19 protein-coding genes are annotated in these 20,782 nt (G+C 49.6%); 13 read left to right on the forward strand and 6 right to left on the reverse strand.

Annotated elements, in window-relative coordinates:
* Genes mreD through rodA form a run of 3 tightly spaced genes read left to right on the forward strand, consistent with a single transcriptional unit; the run spans position 1 to position 3,813 of the window.
* Entirely contained in the window at positions 1 to 501 is a 501-nt protein-coding gene (gene mreD, locus T491_RS0112410; RefSeq protein WP_028904176.1) for a rod shape-determining protein MreD, read from the forward strand.
* A complete protein-coding gene (mrdA, locus tag T491_RS0112415; protein WP_028904177.1) occupies positions 498 to 2,357 on the forward strand; it encodes a penicillin-binding protein 2 in 1,860 nt (619 codons plus the stop codon). Before mreD ends, mrdA begins: the two co-directional genes overlap by 4 nt.
* Complete coding sequence (gene rodA / locus T491_RS0112420) at positions 2,338 to 3,813, forward strand: rod shape-determining protein RodA (RefSeq protein ID WP_028904178.1); 1,476 nt, start codon at positions 2,338 to 2,340, stop codon at positions 3,811 to 3,813. Before mrdA ends, rodA begins: the two co-directional genes overlap by 20 nt.
* On the opposite strand, the gene T491_RS0112425 is transcribed toward rodA, so the two are convergent.
* From T491_RS0112425 to metF, 4 genes are read right to left on the reverse strand one after another with little or no spacing between them, the layout of a single operon-like run.
* Positions 3,799 to 4,248: a gliding motility lipoprotein GldH gene (locus tag T491_RS0112425; RefSeq protein WP_197018874.1), complete on the reverse strand. Its 450-nt coding sequence runs from the start codon at positions 4,246 to 4,248 to the stop codon at positions 3,799 to 3,801. The genes rodA and T491_RS0112425 overlap by 15 nt on opposite strands.
* A gap of 1 nt (position 4,249) precedes the next feature.
* Positions 4,250 to 5,407, reverse strand: a complete 1,158-nt coding sequence (locus T491_RS16535) for a regulatory iron-sulfur-containing complex subunit RicT (RefSeq protein ID WP_033148017.1) — start codon at positions 5,405 to 5,407, stop codon at positions 4,250 to 4,252.
* 49 nt (positions 5,408 to 5,456) lie between these two features.
* Entirely contained in the window at positions 5,457 to 6,569 is a 1,113-nt protein-coding gene (locus T491_RS0112435) for an AAA family ATPase (RefSeq protein WP_028904180.1), read from the reverse strand.
* Between the two features lie 30 nt (positions 6,570 to 6,599).
* Entirely contained in the window at positions 6,600 to 7,556 is a 957-nt protein-coding gene (gene metF, locus T491_RS0112440) for a methylenetetrahydrofolate reductase [NAD(P)H] (protein ID WP_028904181.1), read from the reverse strand.
* A 59-nt stretch (positions 7,557 to 7,615) separates the two neighbouring features.
* On the opposite strand from metF, the gene T491_RS0112445 reads away from it, so the two are divergent.
* Together T491_RS0112445 and T491_RS0112450 are read left to right on the forward strand one after the other, a co-directional pair.
* A complete protein-coding gene (locus tag T491_RS0112445) occupies positions 7,616 to 8,569 on the forward strand; it encodes a hypothetical protein (RefSeq protein WP_028904182.1) in 954 nt (317 codons plus the stop codon).
* Between the two features lie 381 nt (positions 8,570 to 8,950).
* On the forward strand, positions 8,951 to 9,235 hold the full coding sequence (locus tag T491_RS0112450) for a hypothetical protein (protein ID WP_028904183.1): 285 nt from the start codon (positions 8,951 to 8,953) through the stop codon (positions 9,233 to 9,235).
* A gap of 51 nt (positions 9,236 to 9,286) precedes the next feature.
* On the opposite strand, the gene T491_RS0112455 is transcribed toward T491_RS0112450, so the two are convergent.
* Entirely contained in the window at positions 9,287 to 11,296 is a 2,010-nt protein-coding gene (locus tag T491_RS0112455; protein WP_028904184.1) for an alpha-L-arabinofuranosidase C-terminal domain-containing protein, read from the reverse strand.
* Positions 11,297 to 11,456: 160 nt separating this feature from the next.
* Between T491_RS0112455 and T491_RS0112460 the strand changes: the two genes are divergently transcribed.
* From T491_RS0112460 to T491_RS0112470, 3 genes are read left to right on the forward strand one after another with little or no spacing between them, the layout of a single operon-like run.
* Complete coding sequence (locus T491_RS0112460; protein WP_028904185.1) at positions 11,457 to 13,292, forward strand: HAMP domain-containing sensor histidine kinase; 1,836 nt, start codon at positions 11,457 to 11,459, stop codon at positions 13,290 to 13,292.
* Positions 13,293 to 13,294: 2 nt separating this feature from the next.
* The gene (gene xylE / locus T491_RS0112465; protein WP_036916082.1) at positions 13,295 to 14,779 is read left to right on the forward strand and encodes a D-xylose transporter XylE; all 1,485 of its coding nucleotides are present in this window, start codon (positions 13,295 to 13,297) and stop codon (positions 14,777 to 14,779) included.
* 11 nt (positions 14,780 to 14,790) lie between these two features.
* Positions 14,791 to 15,147, forward strand: a complete 357-nt coding sequence (locus T491_RS0112470) for a response regulator (RefSeq protein WP_028904187.1) — start codon at positions 14,791 to 14,793, stop codon at positions 15,145 to 15,147.
* A gap of 33 nt (positions 15,148 to 15,180) precedes the next feature.
* On the opposite strand, the gene T491_RS0112475 is transcribed toward T491_RS0112470, so the two are convergent.
* Complete coding sequence (locus T491_RS0112475; RefSeq protein ID WP_028904188.1) at positions 15,181 to 16,974, reverse strand: DNA polymerase III subunit gamma/tau; 1,794 nt, start codon at positions 16,972 to 16,974, stop codon at positions 15,181 to 15,183.
* Positions 16,975 to 17,074: 100 nt separating this feature from the next.
* Here T491_RS0112475 and T491_RS0112480 point away from each other — a divergent pair, with 100 nt between their 5' ends.
* The 5 genes from T491_RS0112480 (at position 17,075) to T491_RS0112500 (ending at position 20,780) form a co-directional block, all read left to right on the forward strand.
* Complete coding sequence (locus T491_RS0112480; protein ID WP_051523150.1) at positions 17,075 to 17,434, forward strand: septum formation initiator family protein; 360 nt, start codon at positions 17,075 to 17,077, stop codon at positions 17,432 to 17,434.
* Positions 17,418 to 17,816 (forward strand): hypothetical protein, encoded by a 399-nt coding sequence (locus T491_RS0112485; RefSeq protein ID WP_028904190.1) that lies wholly within the window; start codon positions 17,418 to 17,420, stop codon positions 17,814 to 17,816. Before T491_RS0112480 ends, T491_RS0112485 begins: the two co-directional genes overlap by 17 nt.
* Positions 17,817 to 17,906: 90 nt before the next feature.
* The gene (locus T491_RS0112490; protein WP_028904191.1) at positions 17,907 to 18,686 is read left to right on the forward strand and encodes a DUF4369 domain-containing protein; all 780 of its coding nucleotides are present in this window, start codon (positions 17,907 to 17,909) and stop codon (positions 18,684 to 18,686) included.
* A complete protein-coding gene (locus T491_RS0112495; RefSeq protein ID WP_028904192.1) occupies positions 18,652 to 19,968 on the forward strand; it encodes a dihydroorotase in 1,317 nt (438 codons plus the stop codon). Before T491_RS0112490 ends, T491_RS0112495 begins: the two co-directional genes overlap by 35 nt.
* Positions 19,965 to 20,780 (forward strand): vitamin B12 dependent-methionine synthase activation domain-containing protein, encoded by an 816-nt coding sequence (locus T491_RS0112500; RefSeq protein WP_028904193.1) that lies wholly within the window; start codon positions 19,965 to 19,967, stop codon positions 20,778 to 20,780. The genes T491_RS0112495 and T491_RS0112500 overlap by 4 nt, the downstream gene beginning before the upstream one ends.
* Positions 20,781 to 20,782 lie beyond the last annotated feature (2 nt).

A 20,782-nucleotide genomic window follows, 5' to 3' on the forward strand; every position in this document is an offset into this window, starting at 1 on the left:
ATGAAGATAGAACTCGTTAACCGGTTGGTCATGTTTCTGACATTGTTCGTGGTTCAGGTGCTGATTCTGAATCATGTTCACATGTTTGGTGTAGGCACGCCGTTGCTCTATGTCTATTTTGCTGTCACTTTCCGTCGCCATTTCCCGAAATGGCTGATCCTGGTATCGTGTTTCCTGCTCGGACTGGTCATCGATATCTTCTCGTGTACGCCAGGTCTGGCGTCGAGTGTCATGACGCTTGTGGGGCTGGCTCAGGCTTATCTGATAGAACTGCTGATTCCACGCGACTCTGCTGATGATCTGGAAGTGTCTATCAAGTCGTTGGGACTCAGTAAGTTTGTGGTGCTCAGCGGACTGCTGACATTTCTCTATTGTCTGGTGTTCTTCGCCCTCGAAGCGTTTAACTTCTTCGATGTACTGTTGTGGTTGTCGCGTTCGGTAGTCAGTGCCCTCCTCACAATGTTGCTGATGTTAGCTGTTGAAAGTGTTAGAAGCAGGTGAAGCAGAAGAATTACGATCTGGAATACCGTAAATACGTGATTGGTGGGGTGGCCGCATTGATTGTGTTCATCTACATCGTCAGGCTGTTTACACTTCAGATTACGAGCGACGACTACAAGAAGAGCGCCGACTCGAATGCTTTCCTCAAGAAAATAGAATATCCCTCTCGTGGCGCCATCCTGGACCGTAAAGGCAAATTGCTGGTTTACAATATGCCTTCGTATGATATCATGGTGGTGATGAACGAGATGAAGGACCGACTCGATACCCTCGACTTCTGTCAGGCCATAGGTATCACCAAGGAGGAGTTCGAACATCGTATGACCACCATGAAGGACCGTAGTAAGAATCCTGGTTACTCGCGATTCACCGAACAGTTGTTCATGAGTCAGCTGAGCGACAAGGATTTTAGTGTTTTCCAGGAAAAGATGTATCGGTTCCCAGGTTTCTACATCCAGAAGCGTAGTGTGCGCCAGTACACCTATAGTATGGGTGCCCACGTGCTTGGTGATGTGGGTGAGGTGTCGCCAGCTGATATCGAGGAGGACGATTACTACCAGCCCGGCGACTATATCGGCAAGCTGGGTATTGAGCGTTCGTACGAGAAAGAGCTGCGTGGACGGAAAGGTATCCAGATTCTGCTTCGTGATGCGCACGGACGTATCCAGGGGCGCTATCAGAATGGTGCATTAGACCGTCGTGCCATTCCTGGCAAGAACCTGACGCTGGGTATCGATGCCGAGCTGCAGGCCTTAGGTGAGCGCCTGATGGAAGGAAAGATAGGTGCCATCGTAGCCATCGAGCCTGCTACGGGTGAGGTGCTCTGTATGGTGTCGTCGCCTACGTACGATCCCCGTCAGATGGTGGGACGCCTGCGTAGCAAAAAGCATCGTGCCCTCTCACAGGATGTGTGGAAACCTCTGCTGAACCGTGCCATCATGGGACAATATCCTCCAGGCTCTACTTTCAAGACTACCCAGGGACTTACGTTTATGACTGAGGGTATCATCAACTCGCACACCCTGTATCCCTGTTCGCATGGATTCAACTTCAAGGGGTTGCATGTGGGTTGTCACGGGCATGCGGCACCACTGCCGCTGGTACCTGCACTCAGTACCTCGTGTAACGGTTACTTCTGTTGGGGATTGTATCACATGATCAATACCAACGTGTCGAAATACGGGTCGGTACAGAATGCCATGAATACCTGGCGCGACTATATGGTATCCATGGGATTCGGCTATCGCTTAGGTATCGACCTGCCTGGCGAGAAGCGTGGACTGATTCCTAACGCCATGTTCTACGATAAGGCCTACAAGGGCTCGTGGAACGGTCTCACCGTCATCTCTATCGCTATCGGCCAGGGTGAGGTGAATGCCACACCGCTGCAGATAGCCAACCTGGGTGCTACCATCGCCAACCGAGGCTATTATATCGTGCCTCATGTGGTGAAGCAGGTGCAGGGTGTGCCTCTCGACACTGCCTATACCCGTAAGCATTATACCAAAGCCAGTCGTGAGGCTTACGACTATGTTGTGCAGGGGATGCGCTCCTCGGTGCTGGGAGGTACTTGTAAAGAGTTAGGTAAATACGATTTTAATGCCTGCGGTAAAACGGGTACGGCTCAGAACCGCGGACATGACCACTCTGTTTTCATGGGCTTTGCGCCTATGGATAATCCCAAGATTGCCGTTGCCGTCTATGTAGAGAATGGTGGATGGGGTGCCACCTATGGTGTGCCCATCGGCGGTCTGATTATGGAGAAATACTTAAAAGGAAAACTCTCTGAAGCCAGCGAGGCTAAGGCTCGCAGCATTCAGGAACGCAGAATAGCTTATGGTGCAGGCGATAGGTAATAGAAAGGAAAAAGGAGTGATTCGTTCACTCGACTACTGGACGATCATCATCTACATTGCCCTACTCACCTTCGGATGGGTGAGTGTGTGTGGTGCCAGCTACAGTTATGGCGATACCGACCTCTTCAGTCTCGACACCCGCTCGGGCATGCAGATTGTGTGGATCGGCACCTCTATCGTGCTGGGTTTCGTCATTCTCATGCTCGATGATCGTTATCTGGATATGTTTGCCTATATCATCTTTGGTGTGATGCTGATATTACTGTTTGGTACTATCTTTAATCCGCATTCCATCAAGGGGTCCCGATCCTGGCTGGTATTAGGTCCTATCCGTCTGCAGCCTGCCGAGTTTGCCAAGTTTGCTACGGCTTTGGCATTGGCTAAGATGATGAACACCTACGGGTTTACCATCCAGAAGTGGAAGGATTTCGCCCTGGTGCTGGCTGTTATCTTCGTGCCCATGCTGTTTATAGTGCTGCAGCGTGAAACGGGGTCGGCATTGGTATATCTGTCACTCTTCCTCATGCTGTATCGCGAGGGAATGCCGGGCAGCATCCTGTTCACAGGTGTGGCTATGGTGGTGTATTTCGTGGTAGGCATTCGTTTTGCCGATACGATGCTGAGTATCACCCCGACATCAGTCGGTAAGTTTGCTGTGCTCCTCATGATTCAGGTATTCTCCACCGGTCTGGTATATGTGTATTGCAACGATAAGCGTAACGCTATCCGTATGGCACTTGTGGGGCTTGGAGCAACTTTGGTGGCAGTACTGTTCGGCTTATGGATTATTCCCTTCGATATCAACATTGTCGAGATGCTGCTCTGTACGGCTTTGGTTGTCTATCTATTGTATCGGTTTCTGGCCACGCGCTTGCGTAATTACCTGTGGATAACAGCTTTTGCTTTGGGGTCATTGATCTTCTTCAGTATGGCTGATTATACCCTGAATCATGTACTGGAACCTCACCAGCGTGTACGTATCAACGTGTTGCTGGGACTTGAGGAGGACCTGAAGGGTGCGGGTTATAATGTGCACCAGAGCGAGATTGCTATTGGTTCTGGAGGACTGCAGGGAAAGGGATTCCTGAATGGTACTCAGACCAAACTGAAATACGTGCCTGAGCAGGATACCGACTTTATCTTCTGTACCGTTGGTGAGGAAGAGGGCTTTGTGGGTTCGGCCAGCGTGTTGCTGTTGTTCCTGGCATTGATTCTACGTCTCATCCATCTGGCAGAGCGCCAGGTGCATCGGTTTGGCAGGGTGTATGGCTATTGTGTGGTGAGTATCTTCTTATTCCATGTGTTTATCAATGTAGGAATGGTATTGGGCTTGACTCCCGTTATCGGTATTCCTTTACCTTTCTTCAGCTATGGTGGTTCGTCGCTTTGGGGATTCACCCTGCTGCTGTTTATCTTCCTCCGAATAGACGCAGGCCGAAATCTATTGAGAAATTAGAATACCTACATCGCTGATACCTGGCATCGTTTCCAGTTTCATGTGGTGCATCACATAGACGTGCAACGAGTCGCCCTCGTTAAGTTCAATGTTGCCTACGTCGAATGTGTACTGATAGCAGCTGATACCATTGCCTAATACGTGCCCGTTCTTTTCTACCAACGGACAGTCTATGCGCTCGCGCAGCTTGCGCCCCATAGGGTAGATGTCCTGTTCCACAATGATGCTGATGCCTAAGAAGGGGAGTGAGTTGTTTGTACGCAACATCACCTGTTGCTGGTAGTTGCCAGCCTGCTTCACTGGGGGGATGTAGAAGTGCATCGTGTCGTTACGTTCCCAACCATCGTTGTCAACGTGCTCGTAGTGGTTATATATCACCGAACGATTACAGGCAGCTGTGAGCATGCCTGTAATCGCCAGTGTCAGTATCATCATCTTATTTCGCATCTTTCGCCTCTTTCGCTTCTTTCTTATCGTTGTTGCGATTTCCAGCTGCCGACTTCTTTTTCTTCTTTTTCTTCTTGGCCTTATCAAATCGGCTGATGTCGCCTCCTGCCAGATCCACGTGTGGCTTGGCTTCTGTCTTCTTGCCTTCATCGTGCTCCAGCGATAGGGGCTTCTCACCACGGCGGTTCATCTCAATGATGTCCTTGGCACGCTGGGCTGTAATCGTTTCGCAGTTGACGGCAATGTTCTTATCGGTGCTGTAAGTGCAGAGTCCTGCCAGGATATCGCTCTTGAACAGATAGTAGTCGCTATCCTGTGTCTGTAGCACCACATCCTTGCCAGGCAACTGTTTGCTAGCCTCTACATAGTCGTCTACCTCGTAGTTCAGACAGCATTTCAGCTTGGCACACATACCTGCCAGTTTCTGTGGGTTCAGCGAGATATCCTGGAATCGGGCGGCATTGGTGCTTACGCTCGAGAAGTTTTTCATCCACGTAGCGCAACAGAGCTCACGTCCGCAAGGGCCTGTTCCACCGATACGTCCAGCCTCCTGGCGTGCTCCGATCTGTTTCATCTCGATACGTACGTGGAAGGCTACTGCCAAGTCCTTAATGAGTTGTCGGAAGTCCACACGCTCATCGGCAATGTAGTAGAAGATAGCCTTGTTGCCATCGCCCTGATATTCCACGTCGCCTATCTTCATGTCAAGTCCCAGACCTTTAGCTATCTTACGGCTCTCAATCATGGTTGAGTGCTCGCGAGCCTGGGCCTCATGCCATTTCTGGATGTCGTTCTCGCGGGCTATGCGATAGATACGTTTGATATCATCGGGCGACTTGATGTTCACCTTCTTGAGCTGTAGTTTTACCAGACGGCCTGTGAGGGTTACCACGCCAATGTCGTGACCAGGACTGGCCTCTACTGCCACAATGTCGCCCTTCTTCAGGTCTAAATGGTTCACGTTGTGGTAATAGCCCTTACGGGTGTGCTTGAACTGCACCTCTACCAGGTCGGTAGTATCTGCATTTCCAGGCACATCGGCCAACCAGTCGTAGGTGTTCAGCTGCTTGTCCTGGCGCCCCACGGCCTGATGGCACAAACCACGGTCACAGCCTACCTGTACGATATGTTCTTTAGATTTTTCCATATATAATCACTGTTCACTTCTTTACTATTCACAAATCACTAATCACTCTTCACTTCTGCAGTAGCAGAACAATCATTTGTAGTGCCAAGTCGAAGAATACAATCTTACCGTTGGCGTTCTGTCCAATGTCGCGGATGGCCAGATTAGCCAGGTCGCTGATGGGCAGAATATTCTTTTCATTGATAAAGCGGGCAAAGTTCTTGGCAAAGTCCTCCTCGCGCTGGGTCATATATACCAGTTCCTCGTTTTGGAAGTTGTACATAAAGTTCTCGCGGGTCATGCGCAGAAAGAAGGTCAGCCAGCGTTTCTGCTTCTCACGTCCCATGCCAGCCATCTGCTCGCTCCACTTGCGCAGGTCCTTGATCTTACGCTGGTAGGCCAGTCGCATCAGCATGATGTACATGTCGAGGAATAGTTCGTTTTCAGAACCAACCTGCAACTCGTCGAGCGCCTTGATCCAGTTGCCGTTGGCCAGTCGGGCTATGCGGTGGGCGTCTTCCTGACCTATACCTCGCTTTTCTATCAATGCCTGCTCTATATCCTCATTGGCAATCTTCTTGATATCGATCCTTTGCACACGGCTACGGATGGTTTCCAGAAGCTTGTCAGGTTCTTCGCTGACCATGATGAACACCGTTTGGTGTGGTGGCTCCTCTATCAGCTTCAACAGTTTGTTGGCACATTCTATATTCATGCGCTCAGGCAGCCATACAATGCTTACCTTATAACCGCCCTGGCTCGATTTCAGACTCAGTTTCCTTACCAGTTCGTCGCTTTCACCAGCGGTGATGATGGCTTGCTGGTTCTCGGTATTCATAGCCGTCATCCACTCTTCCATGGTGAAATAGAGCCCTTTGGCTATCAGCTCGTGCCACTCTTTGGCAAAGTCGTCGCTCACAGGCTTATGATCGGCTCCCATCGATGGCAGCTTGATGGTAGGGTAGGTGAAGTGCAGATCAGGATGCTCCAGTTTGGCCAGCATGGCTTTGGCCGATGGCGTACCGTTGTCCAGCAGATAGCAGGCAAAAGCCACTGCTAATGGCAGCTTGCCACACCCCTGCGGACCGCATAGCATCAACGCGTGAGGGAGTCTTTCCTCTTTCACCAGTTGTAGCAATCGCTCCTCTGCTTCTTTCTGTCCTATTACCTCGTCGAACCCCATAATGCTTAATCCTCAATGTTCAATGTTCAATCAAAGAAGTCGCTTGACGACTTCTGCAACACTATCTACAGCCGACACTGTGTAGAAGTGGATGTTGTGTACCCCATGCGCATACAGATCCTTACACTGCTGGGTGGTCCACTCTATACCTAATTGTTTGGCATCTTCGTCGGTCTTGCATTTCACTACCTCCTTGGCCAGTGGCTCAGGGATATCGCAGTGGAATGTTTTGGGTACTACTGTCAGCTGACTTAGCTTGGCCATGGGCTTGATGCCTGGGATGATGGGGATGGTAATGCCCATCTGGCGTGCCTTCTCCACAAAAGCGTAGTACTTCTCGTTGTCGAAGAACAGCTGTGTTACGGCATACTGGGCACCCAAGTCCTGTTTCTGTTTCAGGTATTGCATGTCCATCTCGAGGTTGGGTGCCTCCTCGTGTTTCTCGGGGTAGCAAGCTACGCCATAGTCGAACGGACGACCTGGATTCTTGATGGGGGTGCCATCAGCAAAAAAGCCCTCGTTGAATCGTTTTACCTGAGCCATCAAGTCTGTGGTATGCGCATGCCCGCCATGGGTGGGCTGGAACCGGCTGTCCTCCTTGGCCTTATCGCCACGCAACAGCAACAAATCGTTAATGCCTAAGAATTGCAAGTCGAGCAGTTCGTATTCGATATCCTCGATGGTAGCACCACTACAGATAACGTGGGGCTGAACGGGAATCTGGTAACGCTGCTGTATGGCTGCGGCAATAGCGATGGTTCCTGGGCGGCGACGAATGCGACGACGCTCAAACTGCCCATTCTCAAGTTCGCGATAAACAAACTCCGAGTGATGGGTGGTAATATTGATGTAGGCTGGGTCGAATTCTCTTAGTTTGTCGATATCGGCAAACAGTTTGGCTGTGCCATTACCCTTAAGCGGTGGCAGTACTTCGAACGAGAATCGCTTAGCCTCCTTATCTTGATGGATAAACTCAGTAACACTCATATTGGCTGCAAAGATACTAAAAATTTCTTTATTACAAAAATTTTTTGTAATTTTGCAGCATGAAACTGAAGCAATTTGTTAAAGATTGGACACTTCCGGTGGCTATAGCCGTTGGTACTGTTGTGTATCTGCTGTTTTATCTGTTGCCTTTTCTCGATGGTGCAGGCGATACGTTGGGCGAGGTGGTGGATGCCATTTTCCCGTTTATGGTGTTCTCTACGTTGTTCTCTACCTATTGTCGTATCGACTTTCATCAGATGCGTCCTCACCGCTGGCACATAGGTGTGCTGGTGGCGCAGGTGGCTTTGGTGGCGCTTAACGTGTGGATTATCTTCCAGGTTGATGCTGATCCCGAACAGAAGTTGCTATGGGAGAGTGTGCTTACGTGTATCATCGGTCCTGCAGCTACGGCGGCTCCTGTGGTTACTGCAAAGATTGGCGGTAACATCAATACGATGACGGCCTACGTCGTGATGTCGGCTTTTGCTTCGGCACTTATGATTCCTGCGGTGTTCCCGTTGTTGGAGCGTGGCGTAAGCACTGGTTTCTGGGCGGTGTTCTTTATTATCCTGCAAAAACTGGCTATGGTGCTGGTAGCTCCGCTGGTGCTGGGATGGTTGGTGCAGCACTATGCCAAGCGCCTTTGCGCATGGATTGTGTCGATACCCGACCTCTCGTTCTACCTTTGGGCAGCGCAGTTGGCAGTTACGTCGGGTGTAACCGTGCGTAACATTGTTCATAGCGATGCTGCACTACGTACGCTGTTGATGATAGCCATGATGTCGCTGATTCTTTGCTTTGTGCTTTTCCTGATGGGCCGTTGGATTGGTCGCCAGTTGGGCGATGAGATCGATGGTGGACAGGCTTCGTTCCAGAAGAATACGGCCCTGAGCATCTGGGTGGCCTATACTTACCTGAACCCTGTAGCATCGGTAGGTGCTGGCTGTTACGTGCTGTGGCAGAATATTGTCAATAGTCTTGAATTATACGAATATCGTAAGAAAAAAAGATAAAAAAGCTATTTTTGCTGTTTAATTATAGATATTTTGTGTTTAATATGCGATAAAATTCTGCTTTTAAACATTTTTTAAGCAAAAATATTCGTTTATTTCGGAAACATTGTTTATCTTTGCAGCAGAAAAAGATTTTAATGGTTAAGGTTTATGGTTGATTAATTTAGTTTTTTAAGTAATTTTTTTGAAAGAGGTTCGTTGTGAAACGAGCCTCTTTTAAATTTTGTACTGATCAATTAGGGCATTTTGGGTGAGGTTGGCATGGCTGTTTGCATGTTTTTTTAGTTTTAGAGCATATTTTTATGGAAAAATGTGATGAGTTTAGAAAAATATGTCTATATTTGTAGCCGTAATTATCAGACCAACCATTTTACTTAAAAAATGAAGAAGGTATTATTATCTGTCACAGCACTCCTCTTAGTAGGACTGGCATACTTAAGTGAGTCGCCGTTGTTGAAACAAGAATCAATGACTGAGATGACTGAGTTCTATAATGAGTCGACACGTTTACAACACTTGTCTACTGATAGTGTGAATCGCTTTATTGTTAAGGTGAGAGGGTTTACTATGGCTAATCCCAAAGCCGAGTATGATCCCTTGTACCCGAAAATCACAAAGAATATCCGACGAACCAAACAAGGTGTTTTATTATATGAATCCTATTAAAAAAAGAAATCTCCCCGTGATGGGGGAGATTCTTTTGTTTATATAACCTGATTACTTCTTGATCTTGTAGATTCTGAAGCTCTTGGCAGGCAGATCGTCGGTGATGAGCGATGCACCCTTGCCAGCATCTACAGCGCAGGTTCCAGAACGTGGAATAATCTTTTGGGGTTCATCGAGCGTGTTTTCATCATCCATACTGTTGTGGCAGAGGGTAATGGTCTCTGCGGTACGGGCACCCTTCATGCCTGTCAACTGGATGCTGACAGGCTGGATGGCATCGCTGGTGTTTACCACTTTGATGATGACCTCGCCTGTGGATGCATCGAATACCGATGAGGCAAAGAGTCCGTCCTGACCTTCCTGACCGGCTACGGGCTTCTTGTTCATTGTGAGCTGGAGCACGTGGGTGCCCTTGTTGGTGGCATAGAGCTGCTGAACATAGTAGCTCACCGACTTGAAGGAGCGCAGATTATCGTACCAGATGGCATCTGGACGCCACTGCCAGCCCTCAACATGGGCGAAGAGTGGGGCGTAGGTCGCCATGTGTACAATGTCGGCATTACGCTCGATACCCGTCATGTGGGCAGCCTCTAATAAAGAGGTATAATAGTGGTTCCACTTGTGCTTGTTGCTGCCGTGGCAGGCATACTCGCCGGCAAACACCTTGGGACCCTTGCGGTCGTATGAGTCATAGCGCAGACCGTGGGTTAGGAACCACTTCTCGTTGCGATAGTAGTGCTCGTCGTAGAGGTCAACCTTGAGCTCCTTCATGCGGGGCTGCAGCAGGTCGAAGTCCCAGCCTTCAGAGTTAGGACCGGTGGTGCCGATAAGCTTGATGTTAGGATACTTTTTGCGGATGGCATCGCTGAACTTCTTGAGGCGCGAGGTGAACACAGGACCGAAGCCGCCATGCTGCTCGTCGTAGTCCCACTGCTCGTTGCCTACACCCAGGTACTTGAGGTTGAAAGGAGCGGGGTGCCCCATCTCGGCACGAACCTTACCCCATTTAGAGTCGGCAGGACCATTGGCAAACTCGATGAGGTCGAGGGCGTCCTGGATGTAGGGTTCCAGATCCTCGAGTGCTACATGTACACCTGGCTTGGTTGGATCGGGATTCTGGAACTGGCACGACAGGCCGCATGAGATAACAGGGAGCGCCTCGGAGCCGAAGTCTTCGCAAAGCTGGAAGAACTCGAAGAATCCGAGTCCGTAGCTCTGGAAATAGTCGGGGAAGTAGCGGTTAGTAAAAGTGTAGTGCCAGCGGTTCTCATTGAGCGGACGGTTTTCTACTGGGCCAACGGTGTTCTTCCACTGGTAGCGTGTGGCAAGGTCGGTACCTTCCACGATACATCCGCCAGGGAAACGGAATACACCGGGACGCATATCGTTCAAGGCCTGGGCCAGATCCTTACGCATACCGTTTTCACGGCCTTTCCAGGTGTCAACGGGGAAGAGTGATACGTGTTCCAGATCGGTTGTTACCTTTCCATCGCCCCAAACACGCAGGTGAGCCTTGGCGCACGTACGTTTGGGCTTGAGGATGGCTGTGTACTTCTTCCATTCCTTACCGGCAACTTCTATACCGGCGTTGCCCAGTTTCTGGTCATCGTCCATGGTGGCATTCTCAACCAGGTCGATCCACAGTTTGGCTTTACCGCCATCGGGCACGCGCGCCCATACAGAGAATCGGTATTCCTGACCACCCTTTACACCCATGCCGAAGAATCCATGGTTCTCAATCATGGTGTGTTTGTCGCCATGTCCCGTAGGTGCCAGACGTACATAGTGGGGATTACGCTCGAAAGGACCATCGTCCTTGAGGGTTACGTTACCAGAAATGTCCCATCCTGTGAAGGCGTTAGGGAATTCAAACGAACGGTTCTTCACCAGTTCAGCATAAAGACCGCCATCGGCAGCATAGTTGATATCTTCAAAAAAGATGCCGTACATAGTGGGCTGTACTGGTGCGCCCAGTTTTTTAGTGTTCACGTCGAAGACGTGGGTCTGTGCTCCAGCTGTCAGAGTGGATGCAAGCAGAAGGATTGCTGATAAATGTTTCATATTTCGTTTTGTAATTAGTTGCCAGCGGTTACAAAATTACATAAAAAAACTGAGAATGGTGTCATTTATACAAAAAATAACGTATTAGTGAGTGAAAAGTTTGGAGATTTCGAGGAAAAACGTTACTTTTGCAGAGGATTTTTCTTATAAACCTAAAGGAATGACTTTCACTCGTTGGACGAAATATATTGCATGTTTGGGCACCTTACTGATTTCTACTCAGTTAGGGGCGCAGCCATTAAACTGTAAAGACTCTGTTAAGCACCAGAAACTACACGATCAGATGTGGGCATTATGTACCCAGGAGGATGTCCATAAGGTTTATGCTGCATGTTGGGAATATCAGGCTCATTGTAAGGAAGAGAAGGATAACCAGGGGTATTACGATTCTTGGGTATGCGGCATCATGTATAATCTGGACCGTATGAATATCCGCGATGCTTATCATATTGCCAATAAGTTGAAGGACGATCTCGTGGCACGCGGGAGTGAGGTGTCGGAAGAGTTGTATTTGGCTCCCAAGATGCTGGGGCATATCTTTAATGCCTGTGGCGATATACCAGGGGCGCTGAAAGAACTGGAAAAGGCTATCGAACTGATTAAAGGTACGCGCTATGAAGAAGGCGGACTGAGCTTCCTGTATTTGGGTATGGCTCATATCCAACTGAATAACGATAGTGAGGAAACCTTGAAGTGGTTGGACAAGGACCTGGAGGAGCTGGCCAAGCACAAGGATCATCGTGAATACTGGCGTGGAATGGCTAATGCTTATGCCATGAAGGCTATTGTGAAATTCAAACAGCACCATTATGCCGCATTCCGTGAGCTCTATGCGTTGGCAGAAAAGGCAGATAGCATGAATGCCACACCTTCCGCTGATTTGTTCCTGCCTTATGCCCGTATCTATAAGACCCTGTACGATGGTAACACCAGTAAGGCGCTGGCCGATGCTGAGAAGATGGCGAATATGAAGGAGAGCTACCTGATGCGTTGCGACATCTACAGATATATAGGTGATAACGAAAAGGCATTCCTCACCCAGCGTGAGCTGATGCATAAGCGTGACTCCATCACAGGTGTCATCATTGCAGAGAACATCCAGAAGCAGGAGGAGGAGATGGTGCTGCTGAAGCAGGGCCAGAAGGCTGCCCGTGTGATGAATATCGTGCTGGTCATTGCAATGGTCATGGCGATGATGCTGATTGTGGGACTTGCTCTGACCATTTATGGCAAACGCCGTTACCAGGATATCCTGCTTAAGAAGAATAAGGAACTGAAGAAAGCCTATAAACAGGCGGCTGCTGCCGACGAGATGAAAACGGAGTTTATCCGCAACGTCAGTCACGAGATCCGTACACCGCTCAACATTATCAACGGATTTACCCAGTTGCTGACAGAGGATAATGCCCAGTTTGCGCCAGAGGAGCGCAAGAGTCTGGGCGACACCATCAGCAAAAACACCCGACAGATCACATCGTTGGTCAACAAGATGCTGGCTCTGGCCAACGAGCATACCAAGGATCTGCTGAAGGATGTAGAGGCGACTGATGCACTTGACATCTGCCATAAGGCACTCAGTGCGATGCCAGAGGTAGATGCTGCGCGTGTACGAATAGAACTGGCTGATCTGACAAATAGTGATAACAAGATACTGGAAACCCATAGCGATAGCTTGTTGCAGATGCTGGGTAATATCCTTGAGAATTCGGCGAAGTTTACCGATGAGGGCTATATCCGACTGATTCTGAAGAAAGATAAGACCCACTTCCACTTTACGATCGAGGATACCGGATGCGGCATCCCTGTTGATAAGGTGGACACCATCTTTGAGCGCTTCACCAAAGTCAATGCGTTCAAGGAAGGACTGGGACTGGGACTGGCCTATTGCCACGAAACTGTGGAGAAGCTGGGAGGCACCTTGAAGCTCGACCAAACGTCGGAAAGAGGCACTTCCTTTACACTGAGCTTGCCTATTAAACTTAAAACAACATTATAATTATGGTAAATCAACAAACAGAGCAAGGTAGCAAGGCCTACCTCATTTCAATTGTCATGGTCGCAGTGCTTGGCGGCCTGCTGTTCGGATACGATACAGCTGTTATTTCCGGAGCAGAAAAGGGATTGCAGGCATTCTTTATGGAGTCAAAGGATTTTGCCTATACTGATGGCTGGCATGGATTTACATCGGCCAGTGCCTTGATAGGCTGTATCATCGGTTCGGCCATCTCAGGCTTCCTCGCTACTAACTTAGGACGTAAGAAGTCATTGATCATCGCTGGTTTGCTGTTCTTTGTGTCAGCGCTGGGTTCTATGGATCCAGAGTTCTTGTTCTTTGAGTATGGTCAGCCAAGCTACTCTTTGGCTTTGATGTTCAATGTCTATCGTGTGATTGGTGGTATTGGTGTTGGCTTGGCATCGGCCATCTGCCCGATGTATATCGGCGAGGTGGCTCCTTCTAATATAAGAGGTATGTTGGTATCGTGGAACCAGTTTGCCATTATCTTCGGTCAGCTGGTGGTTTACTTTGTCAACTTCTTCATCCTGGGCGATCATCTGCAGCCGCTGGTCGAGGAGATGGGTAAGGGTATTGCTGCCATCAATCCAGCTGCTCAGTGGACCGTTACTACAGGTTGGCGTTATATGTTCGGTAGCGAGGCTGTTCCTGCAGGACTCTTTGCCTTGCTCATCTGCTTTGTGCCCGAAACCCCACGTTATCTGGTAAGCATCGGTGAGGACAAGAAGGCTGAGGGTATTCTGGCCAAGATCAATGGCGCACAGAAGGCCCAGCAGATTCTGCAGGATATCAAGGATACCATGGTGGTTAAGACCGAGAAGCTGCTCACCTATGGTGCACTCTGCATCTTCGTGGGTATCATGTTGTCGGTATTCCAGCAGGCAGTAGGTATCAACGCCGTGCTCTACTATGCACCACGTATCTTTGGTGATATGGGTATGGACAACCCGATGATCCTGACCGTATTCATGGGTATCATCAATATCTCATTCACCCTGGTGGCTGTGTTCACCGTTGAGAAGTGGGGACGTAAGCCGCTGTTGATCAGTGGTTCGCTGGGTATGGCCTTGGGTGCCTTCGGTGTGGCTTTCACCTTCGGACATGCCGGACTTGAGATGCTGACCGCCGTATCGTTGCTGGTTTATTCGGCTTCGTTCATGTTCTCTTGGGGCCCCATCACCTGGGTGCTCATTGCCGAGATATTCCCCAATACCATCCGTGGTGGTGCTGTGGCTATCGCTGTAGCGTTCCAGTGGATCTCAAACTTCATCGTCAGCTCATCGTTTGTGCCCATGTTCAACATGCACCTTTCTGAGGGTGACGACTTCGGCCACTGGTTTACTTACGGACTCTATGGTATTATCTGCGTAGTGGCAGCCCTGTTTGTATGGCGCCTTGTGCCCGAGACCAAGGGTAAGACACTCGAGGATATGAGTAAGATGTGGAAAGATAAACTCACAAATAATTAACTTTTTGGCATATGAAGAAGATTTTAGTAGCAGAAGACAACGACAGTAATTACGTTCTGATGACGTATCTGTTGAAGAAGGATTTCGAGTTTGATCGTGCAAAGAATGGTCAGATCGCAGTTGAGATGGCAGATAGTGGTCTTTACGACCTGGTGTTGATGGACATTAAGATGCCAGTCATGGACGGCTTGGAGGCTACCCGCCGTATCAAGGCCCAGCATCCTGAACTGCCAGTTGTAGCCTTGACGGCCAATGCTTTCGACAGCGATCGCCAGATGGCTCAAGAGGCTGGTTGTGTGGGCTTCCTGTCGAAACCCGTTAATCGCGACGAGTGCATGAAGCTGATCAAATCTCTGTTAGGAGAGTAATCATAAAGAAAAAGGCTTGAGTCGGTAAGTGACTCAAGCCAATTCTAAATCGAAAGCCTGCTGTAGATGAGCTACGGCAGGATTTTTTTCTGCCATCACCTCATATTGTTCGCGGCGTGATAGTATCTTTGGCTTCTCTTTCTGTTCGGCCACTCTGACGGTGAGTTCTATCTGGTTGTTCCGCAGATAGATCTGCAGCGTCTTGGCCACACTTTTCTGGATGTTCTCTATTTCCTGTTTGATCAGCTCGTTGTCTACAACCAGTTCTATGGTTGGGAATTCGCTGATCATCGGGTTCATGTTCTTCATACGTGTGGCAATGCCGCTCAGATTTTTTGGCATGCGGTTACACATCGACATCCATTGGAACTCCAGATCGGTTTGTGTAAATACGGCATCGGTAACAGTCTCCTGGGCGGTAGGCATGTTGATAGAGCCAGGTATAATCTGAATACCGCCCTTCTTGGTGCCGTTGTCCTGATGGCGTAGCTTGTTCCATGAGAATCCTATGCCGCCAAGGGGGATGTTGGGCTTTGCCGATGGGGCAGTGGTGGTGCTGGTTGTGCGTGATGTACTGCTGCTACCAGCAGCGCTGGCAGTACTGGTTGATACAGCAGGTTCAGCCGCGGCTACCTGCGGGGCCGTGGTCTTCTTGGGCTGCGACTGCTGAATCAGGTTCTTAAACAGGGATTTCAGTCTTCGGGGCTTACGCCCCGCACTCACGCCATCCTCCGCAGGCTGGGTGATCTGTGCTATTTCTATCAGTGTGAGTTCTACCAGTAGGCGCTTGTTGCTCGACTGGCGGTAGTTGATGTCGCACTGGTTCATCAGTTTCAAGGCCTCATAGAGGAATGGTATCTGGCATCGTTTAGCCTGTTCCTCATAGCGTTGGCGCATCTGGTCGCTTACTTCGAGTAGGGGCAGTGTCTGCGGGTCGCGGGCCATCAGCACGTTGCGTACATGCTTGGCCAGTCCCTGAATCATCAGTCCGCCATCAAAACCTTTGTTGATTACCGAGTTGAGCAGTACCATGATATCGCTCACCTTGTTATCAATTGCCAGGTCGATAATCTTGAAGTAGTTCTCGCTGTCCAGCACGTTCAGGTCCTCAATCACCTTCTCGTAGGTGATGTTACCCTGACAGAACGAGGCTGCCTGGTCGAAGATGGAGAGGGCATCGCGCATACCGCCATCCGCCTTCTCGGCAATCACGGCTAATGCCTGCTCCTCATAGCTGATACCTTCCTGCTCGGCCACATGCTTCAGGTGGTCGATGGTGTTGCGGATGGTCATACGTTCAAAGTCGTATATCTGGCAACGGCTCAGGATGGTAGGCAGTATCTTATGCTTCTCGGTGGTAGCCAGGATGAAGATGACGTGTGCGGGTGGCTCCTCGAGCGTCTTCAGGAATGCGTTGAAGGCTGCGGTCGAGAGCATGTGCACCTCGTCGATGATAAACACCTTGTACTTGCCCAACTGCGGTGGAATGCGGGTCTGCTCCATCAGGGTCTTGATGTGCTCTACCGAGTTGTTCGAGGCAGCGTCGAGTTCAAAGATGTTGAGTGATCGCTGCTCGTTGAACGACTGGCACGACTCACACTCGTTACATGCCTCTCCTTCGGCAGTAGGGTGCTGGCAGTTGATGGCCTTGGCGAAAATACGTGCACAGGTGGTCTTGCCCACACCTCTTGGACCACAGAACAAGTAGGCATGCGCCAGTTTGCCGCTCTTGACGGCATTCTTGAGCGTGGTGGTGAGAGCAGCCTGTCCAACCACCGTGTCGAAACTCAGCGGACGGTATTTTCTGGCTGAAACGATATATTCCATATTGCTTATGATAAATTTTTGTGCAAAGATACAAAATATTTTAGAATTAAGAATTAAGAATTAAGAGTTTTTTGTAACTTTGCAGCCAAATAAGAATAATATGAAAGTTTTGACGAGTATAAAGGCTTATGCGCTGAGGATATGGCAATCGGACTATTTTAAATATGCCGTGGTTTGTATCCTGGGAGTGCTGTTGGTTGGCTTCCTCGACGATAATAGTCTGTGGAGTCATTTCCAGAACCGCCAGCGTATCGCAGATCTTGAGGAGGAGAAGCTGAAGTATGAGTCTGATTACCAGCGTGATCAGGCTCAGATCAAGGAACTCGACCGAAACCCGAAGGCTATTGAGAAGATAGCACGCGAGCGTTATTTTATGAAGGCCGATGATGAGGATATCTTCGTGCTGAGTGATGACGATCGTGAAGCCAAACCACTGGAGAGCAATGAAAGAGTTGAATAAGATACAAACCGCTATTTTCCTGTTTGGTGGTATCCTGATGGCCATTGGTGCCGGAACCACGTTGTTAGGATGGGGTAGTGCCCCCTATATCTATGCCTTAGGTGCATTGGGTTTTGCCTCGATGCAGATGCTGCAGCGCTATGAGGGCAGTAATTTCACCATCCGTAGGTTGCGCCGTATGCAGGTGCTGAGCGATGTGCTGTTCCTGGCAGCTGCGGTGCTGATGTTTGCCAACATGGGCAACGTGTTTGGATTAAGCTATATTACTTATATAGAATATGTGTTCAACAAGTGGGTGATTGTACTCCTCATCGCCGCCTTGCTTCAACTCTATTCTATGCACAGAATTGGCAACGAACTCGATAAAGAGGCAAAAAAATAATTAAAAGTTTGCGCATTTGTTTTAAAATGCGCAAAATTATTTTTCTACATCAATATATCGTTGTACTTTTGCGCCCGAAAACAATATGTTATGAACAAAATATTCTACGCATTACTAACAGCCGTTACATTCGTATCATGTGCTGAGTCATACACAATCCAAGGTTCGACATCTGTGTCGGCCCTCGACGGCAGCAAATTATACCTTAAGACCATGGTTAACGATGAGATGAAGAATCTCGACTCGTGCGATGTGGTACATGGAAAGTTTAAGTTTACAGGTCTGCTTGATACCATCAAGCTGGCCAACCTCTATATGGATGATGAACCCCTGATGATGCCTATCGTGATAGAGCAGGGCGATATCGAGATTCATATCGACAATGCCAGCCGTACCGTTACTGGTTCGCCACTCAATGAGAAGCTTTACGAGTTTATGAAGCGTCACGACCAGCTGGGCAACGAGCTCGCCGAGCTCTCGCACAAGCAGAGCCAGATGCTGCTCGAGGGTATCGACGAGGATATCATCAATCGTAAGCTCTCTATCGAGGCCGCTCGTATTGCGCAGCAGGAAGACTCGCTGGTCACCAACTTCATCGTCGAGAACTTCGACAATGTGCTGGGTCCTGGTGTGTTCATGATGGTTACAGGCAGCTACCAGTATCCTATCCTCACCCCTCAGATTGAGGATATCATGAGTAAGGCCACCAAGAAGTTCAAGGCCGATCCCTACGTGAAGCAGTACTATCAGATTGCCAACGAGATTCAGGCCCGTCAGAACGGTCTGGTTGAAGATGTAACGCCAGCCAATGCACCAGCTAATGCAACTCCCGCCAATGAAAATCCTGATTCAACACGGAACGCTCGTTAATGAGAACAACATATTCGACGGTTCTGTCATCGTCGAAGATTCTAAGATAACTAAGATTGTAGAAGGAAACACCGTCCCGAATGCGTCGTTCGATGAAGTGATCGATGCTTCGGGATGTTTTGTACTCCCAGGTCTGATTGATGATCATGTACACTTTCGTGAGCCCGGACTGACGGCTAAGGCCGATATCGACAGCGAGAGTAGGGCAGCGGCAGCAGGTGGTGTCACCACTTATTTCGATATGCCCAACTGTGTACCGCAGACCACTACCATCGAAGCCCTCGAGGAAAAGTTCAAGCTGGCAGCTCAGAAAAGTCACGTCAACTACAGTTTCTTTTTTGGCGCCACCAACGATAATGTCGAGCTGTTTTCTCAGCTCGATCCGCACCGTATTCCCGGCATCAAGCTCTTCATGGGCAGTTCTACGGGTAATATGCTGGTGGATCGTCGCGAGGCACTTGAGAAGATTTTCTCTACCGCCCAGATGCCCATCATGGTGCATTGCGAGGATACCGATATCATCAATCGCAATATGGCTGAGGCTAAACTTAAGTATGGCGATGATCCCAAGGTGATTCATCACCCGGAGATCCGTAGTGCCGAGGCCTGCTATCAGAGTACCCGGCTCGCCGTTGAGCTGGCTGTCAAGCATCACGCGCGCCTGCATATTGCTCATCTTACAACGGCTAAGGAGCTGGAGCTTCTTGTCGATGGCATCACTGCCGAGGTGACTCCCTCGCATCTCTATTTCTGCGATCGCGACTACGCCTCATTAGGCACGCGCATCAAGTGCAATCCAGCCATTAAGAGCGAGGCCGATCGCGATGCCTTGCGCCAGGCTGTGGCCGATGGACGTATCGCTGTGATTGGTACCGACCATGCGCCCCATCTGTTAGAGCAGAAGGAGGGTGGTTGCTGCAAGGCTGCCAGTGGCATGCCCATGCTGCAGTTCTCACTTGTCACCATGCTCGAACTGGTTGATCAGGGTGTGCTTAGCCTCGAACGCTTAGTCGAGCTGATGTGCCATCGTCCAGCCGATCTCTTCGAGGTGCGTAACCGAGGCTATCTGCGCGAGGGCTATCAGGCCGACATCGTGCTGGTTCGTCCTAACACTGGCTGGACTGTCACCAAGGCTGTCATCCAGAGCAAGTGCGGCTGGAGCCCCATGGAGAACCACATGTTCCTGTGGCGTGTGGAGCGTACTCTTTGCAATGGTCATACCGTCTATCAGCATGGCGAGGTAGATACCAACTATATCGGTCAACCTGTTTCTTTCCGATGAAGATCACCTATCGCATCTCTGAGCTGGTGCCCTATATCAACTGGGTGTACTACTACTTTGCCTGGCAGGTGAAGGAGGAGGGCGAGAAGCAGCGTATGCAGCAGGAGGCACTTGCCAAGCTGCGGGAGCTGGAGGATAAGTACGAGGTACATGCTGTTTTCGAACTCTTCGATGCACGTAGCGAGGACGACGATATCGTCATCTTCCGCAGTATGCTGTGTCCCGATTGTGGTGTTAAGCATCCTGTGCGTGTGGCAGCCATCCCGTGTCTGCGCCAGCAGCAGGGGCAGCCACCATATCTGTGTCTGGCTGATTTTATTTCGCCCAAAGCCTCCAAGATAGGTCTTTTTGCCACCACTGTTGATATTGGTTTGGAGACCGATTTCGATAGCGACGTGTATCAGAAGATGCTCACCCAGCTGTTGGCCGATCGATTGGCCGAGGCAGCTGCCGAGCGCCTGCATGAGCAGGTGCGCAAGGAGTTCTGGGGCTATGCCAAGGACGAGAACCTGAGCATCGACGATATGCTGATAGAGCGTTTCCAGGGCATTCGTCCGGCAGTAGGCTATCCCTCACTGCCCGATACCAGTATGAATTTCCTGCTCGATGAGATTCTGGATATGAAGCAGATAGGCATCCGTCTCACGGAGAGTGGTGCCATGAAGCCCCATGCCAGTGTTTCTGGCATGATGATATCCAACCCTAAAGCCCGTTATTTCTCGATAGGAAAGATTGGTGAGGACCAGTTGCAGGATTATGCCCGTCGTCGTGGAATCCCCGCCGAGGTTTTACGTAAGTGGCTTAATGTCTGATT

The organism is Prevotella sp. P6B4, from assembly GCF_000619985.1.
In the GTDB taxonomy this organism is placed as follows: Bacteria; Bacteroidota; Bacteroidia; order Bacteroidales; family Bacteroidaceae; genus Prevotella.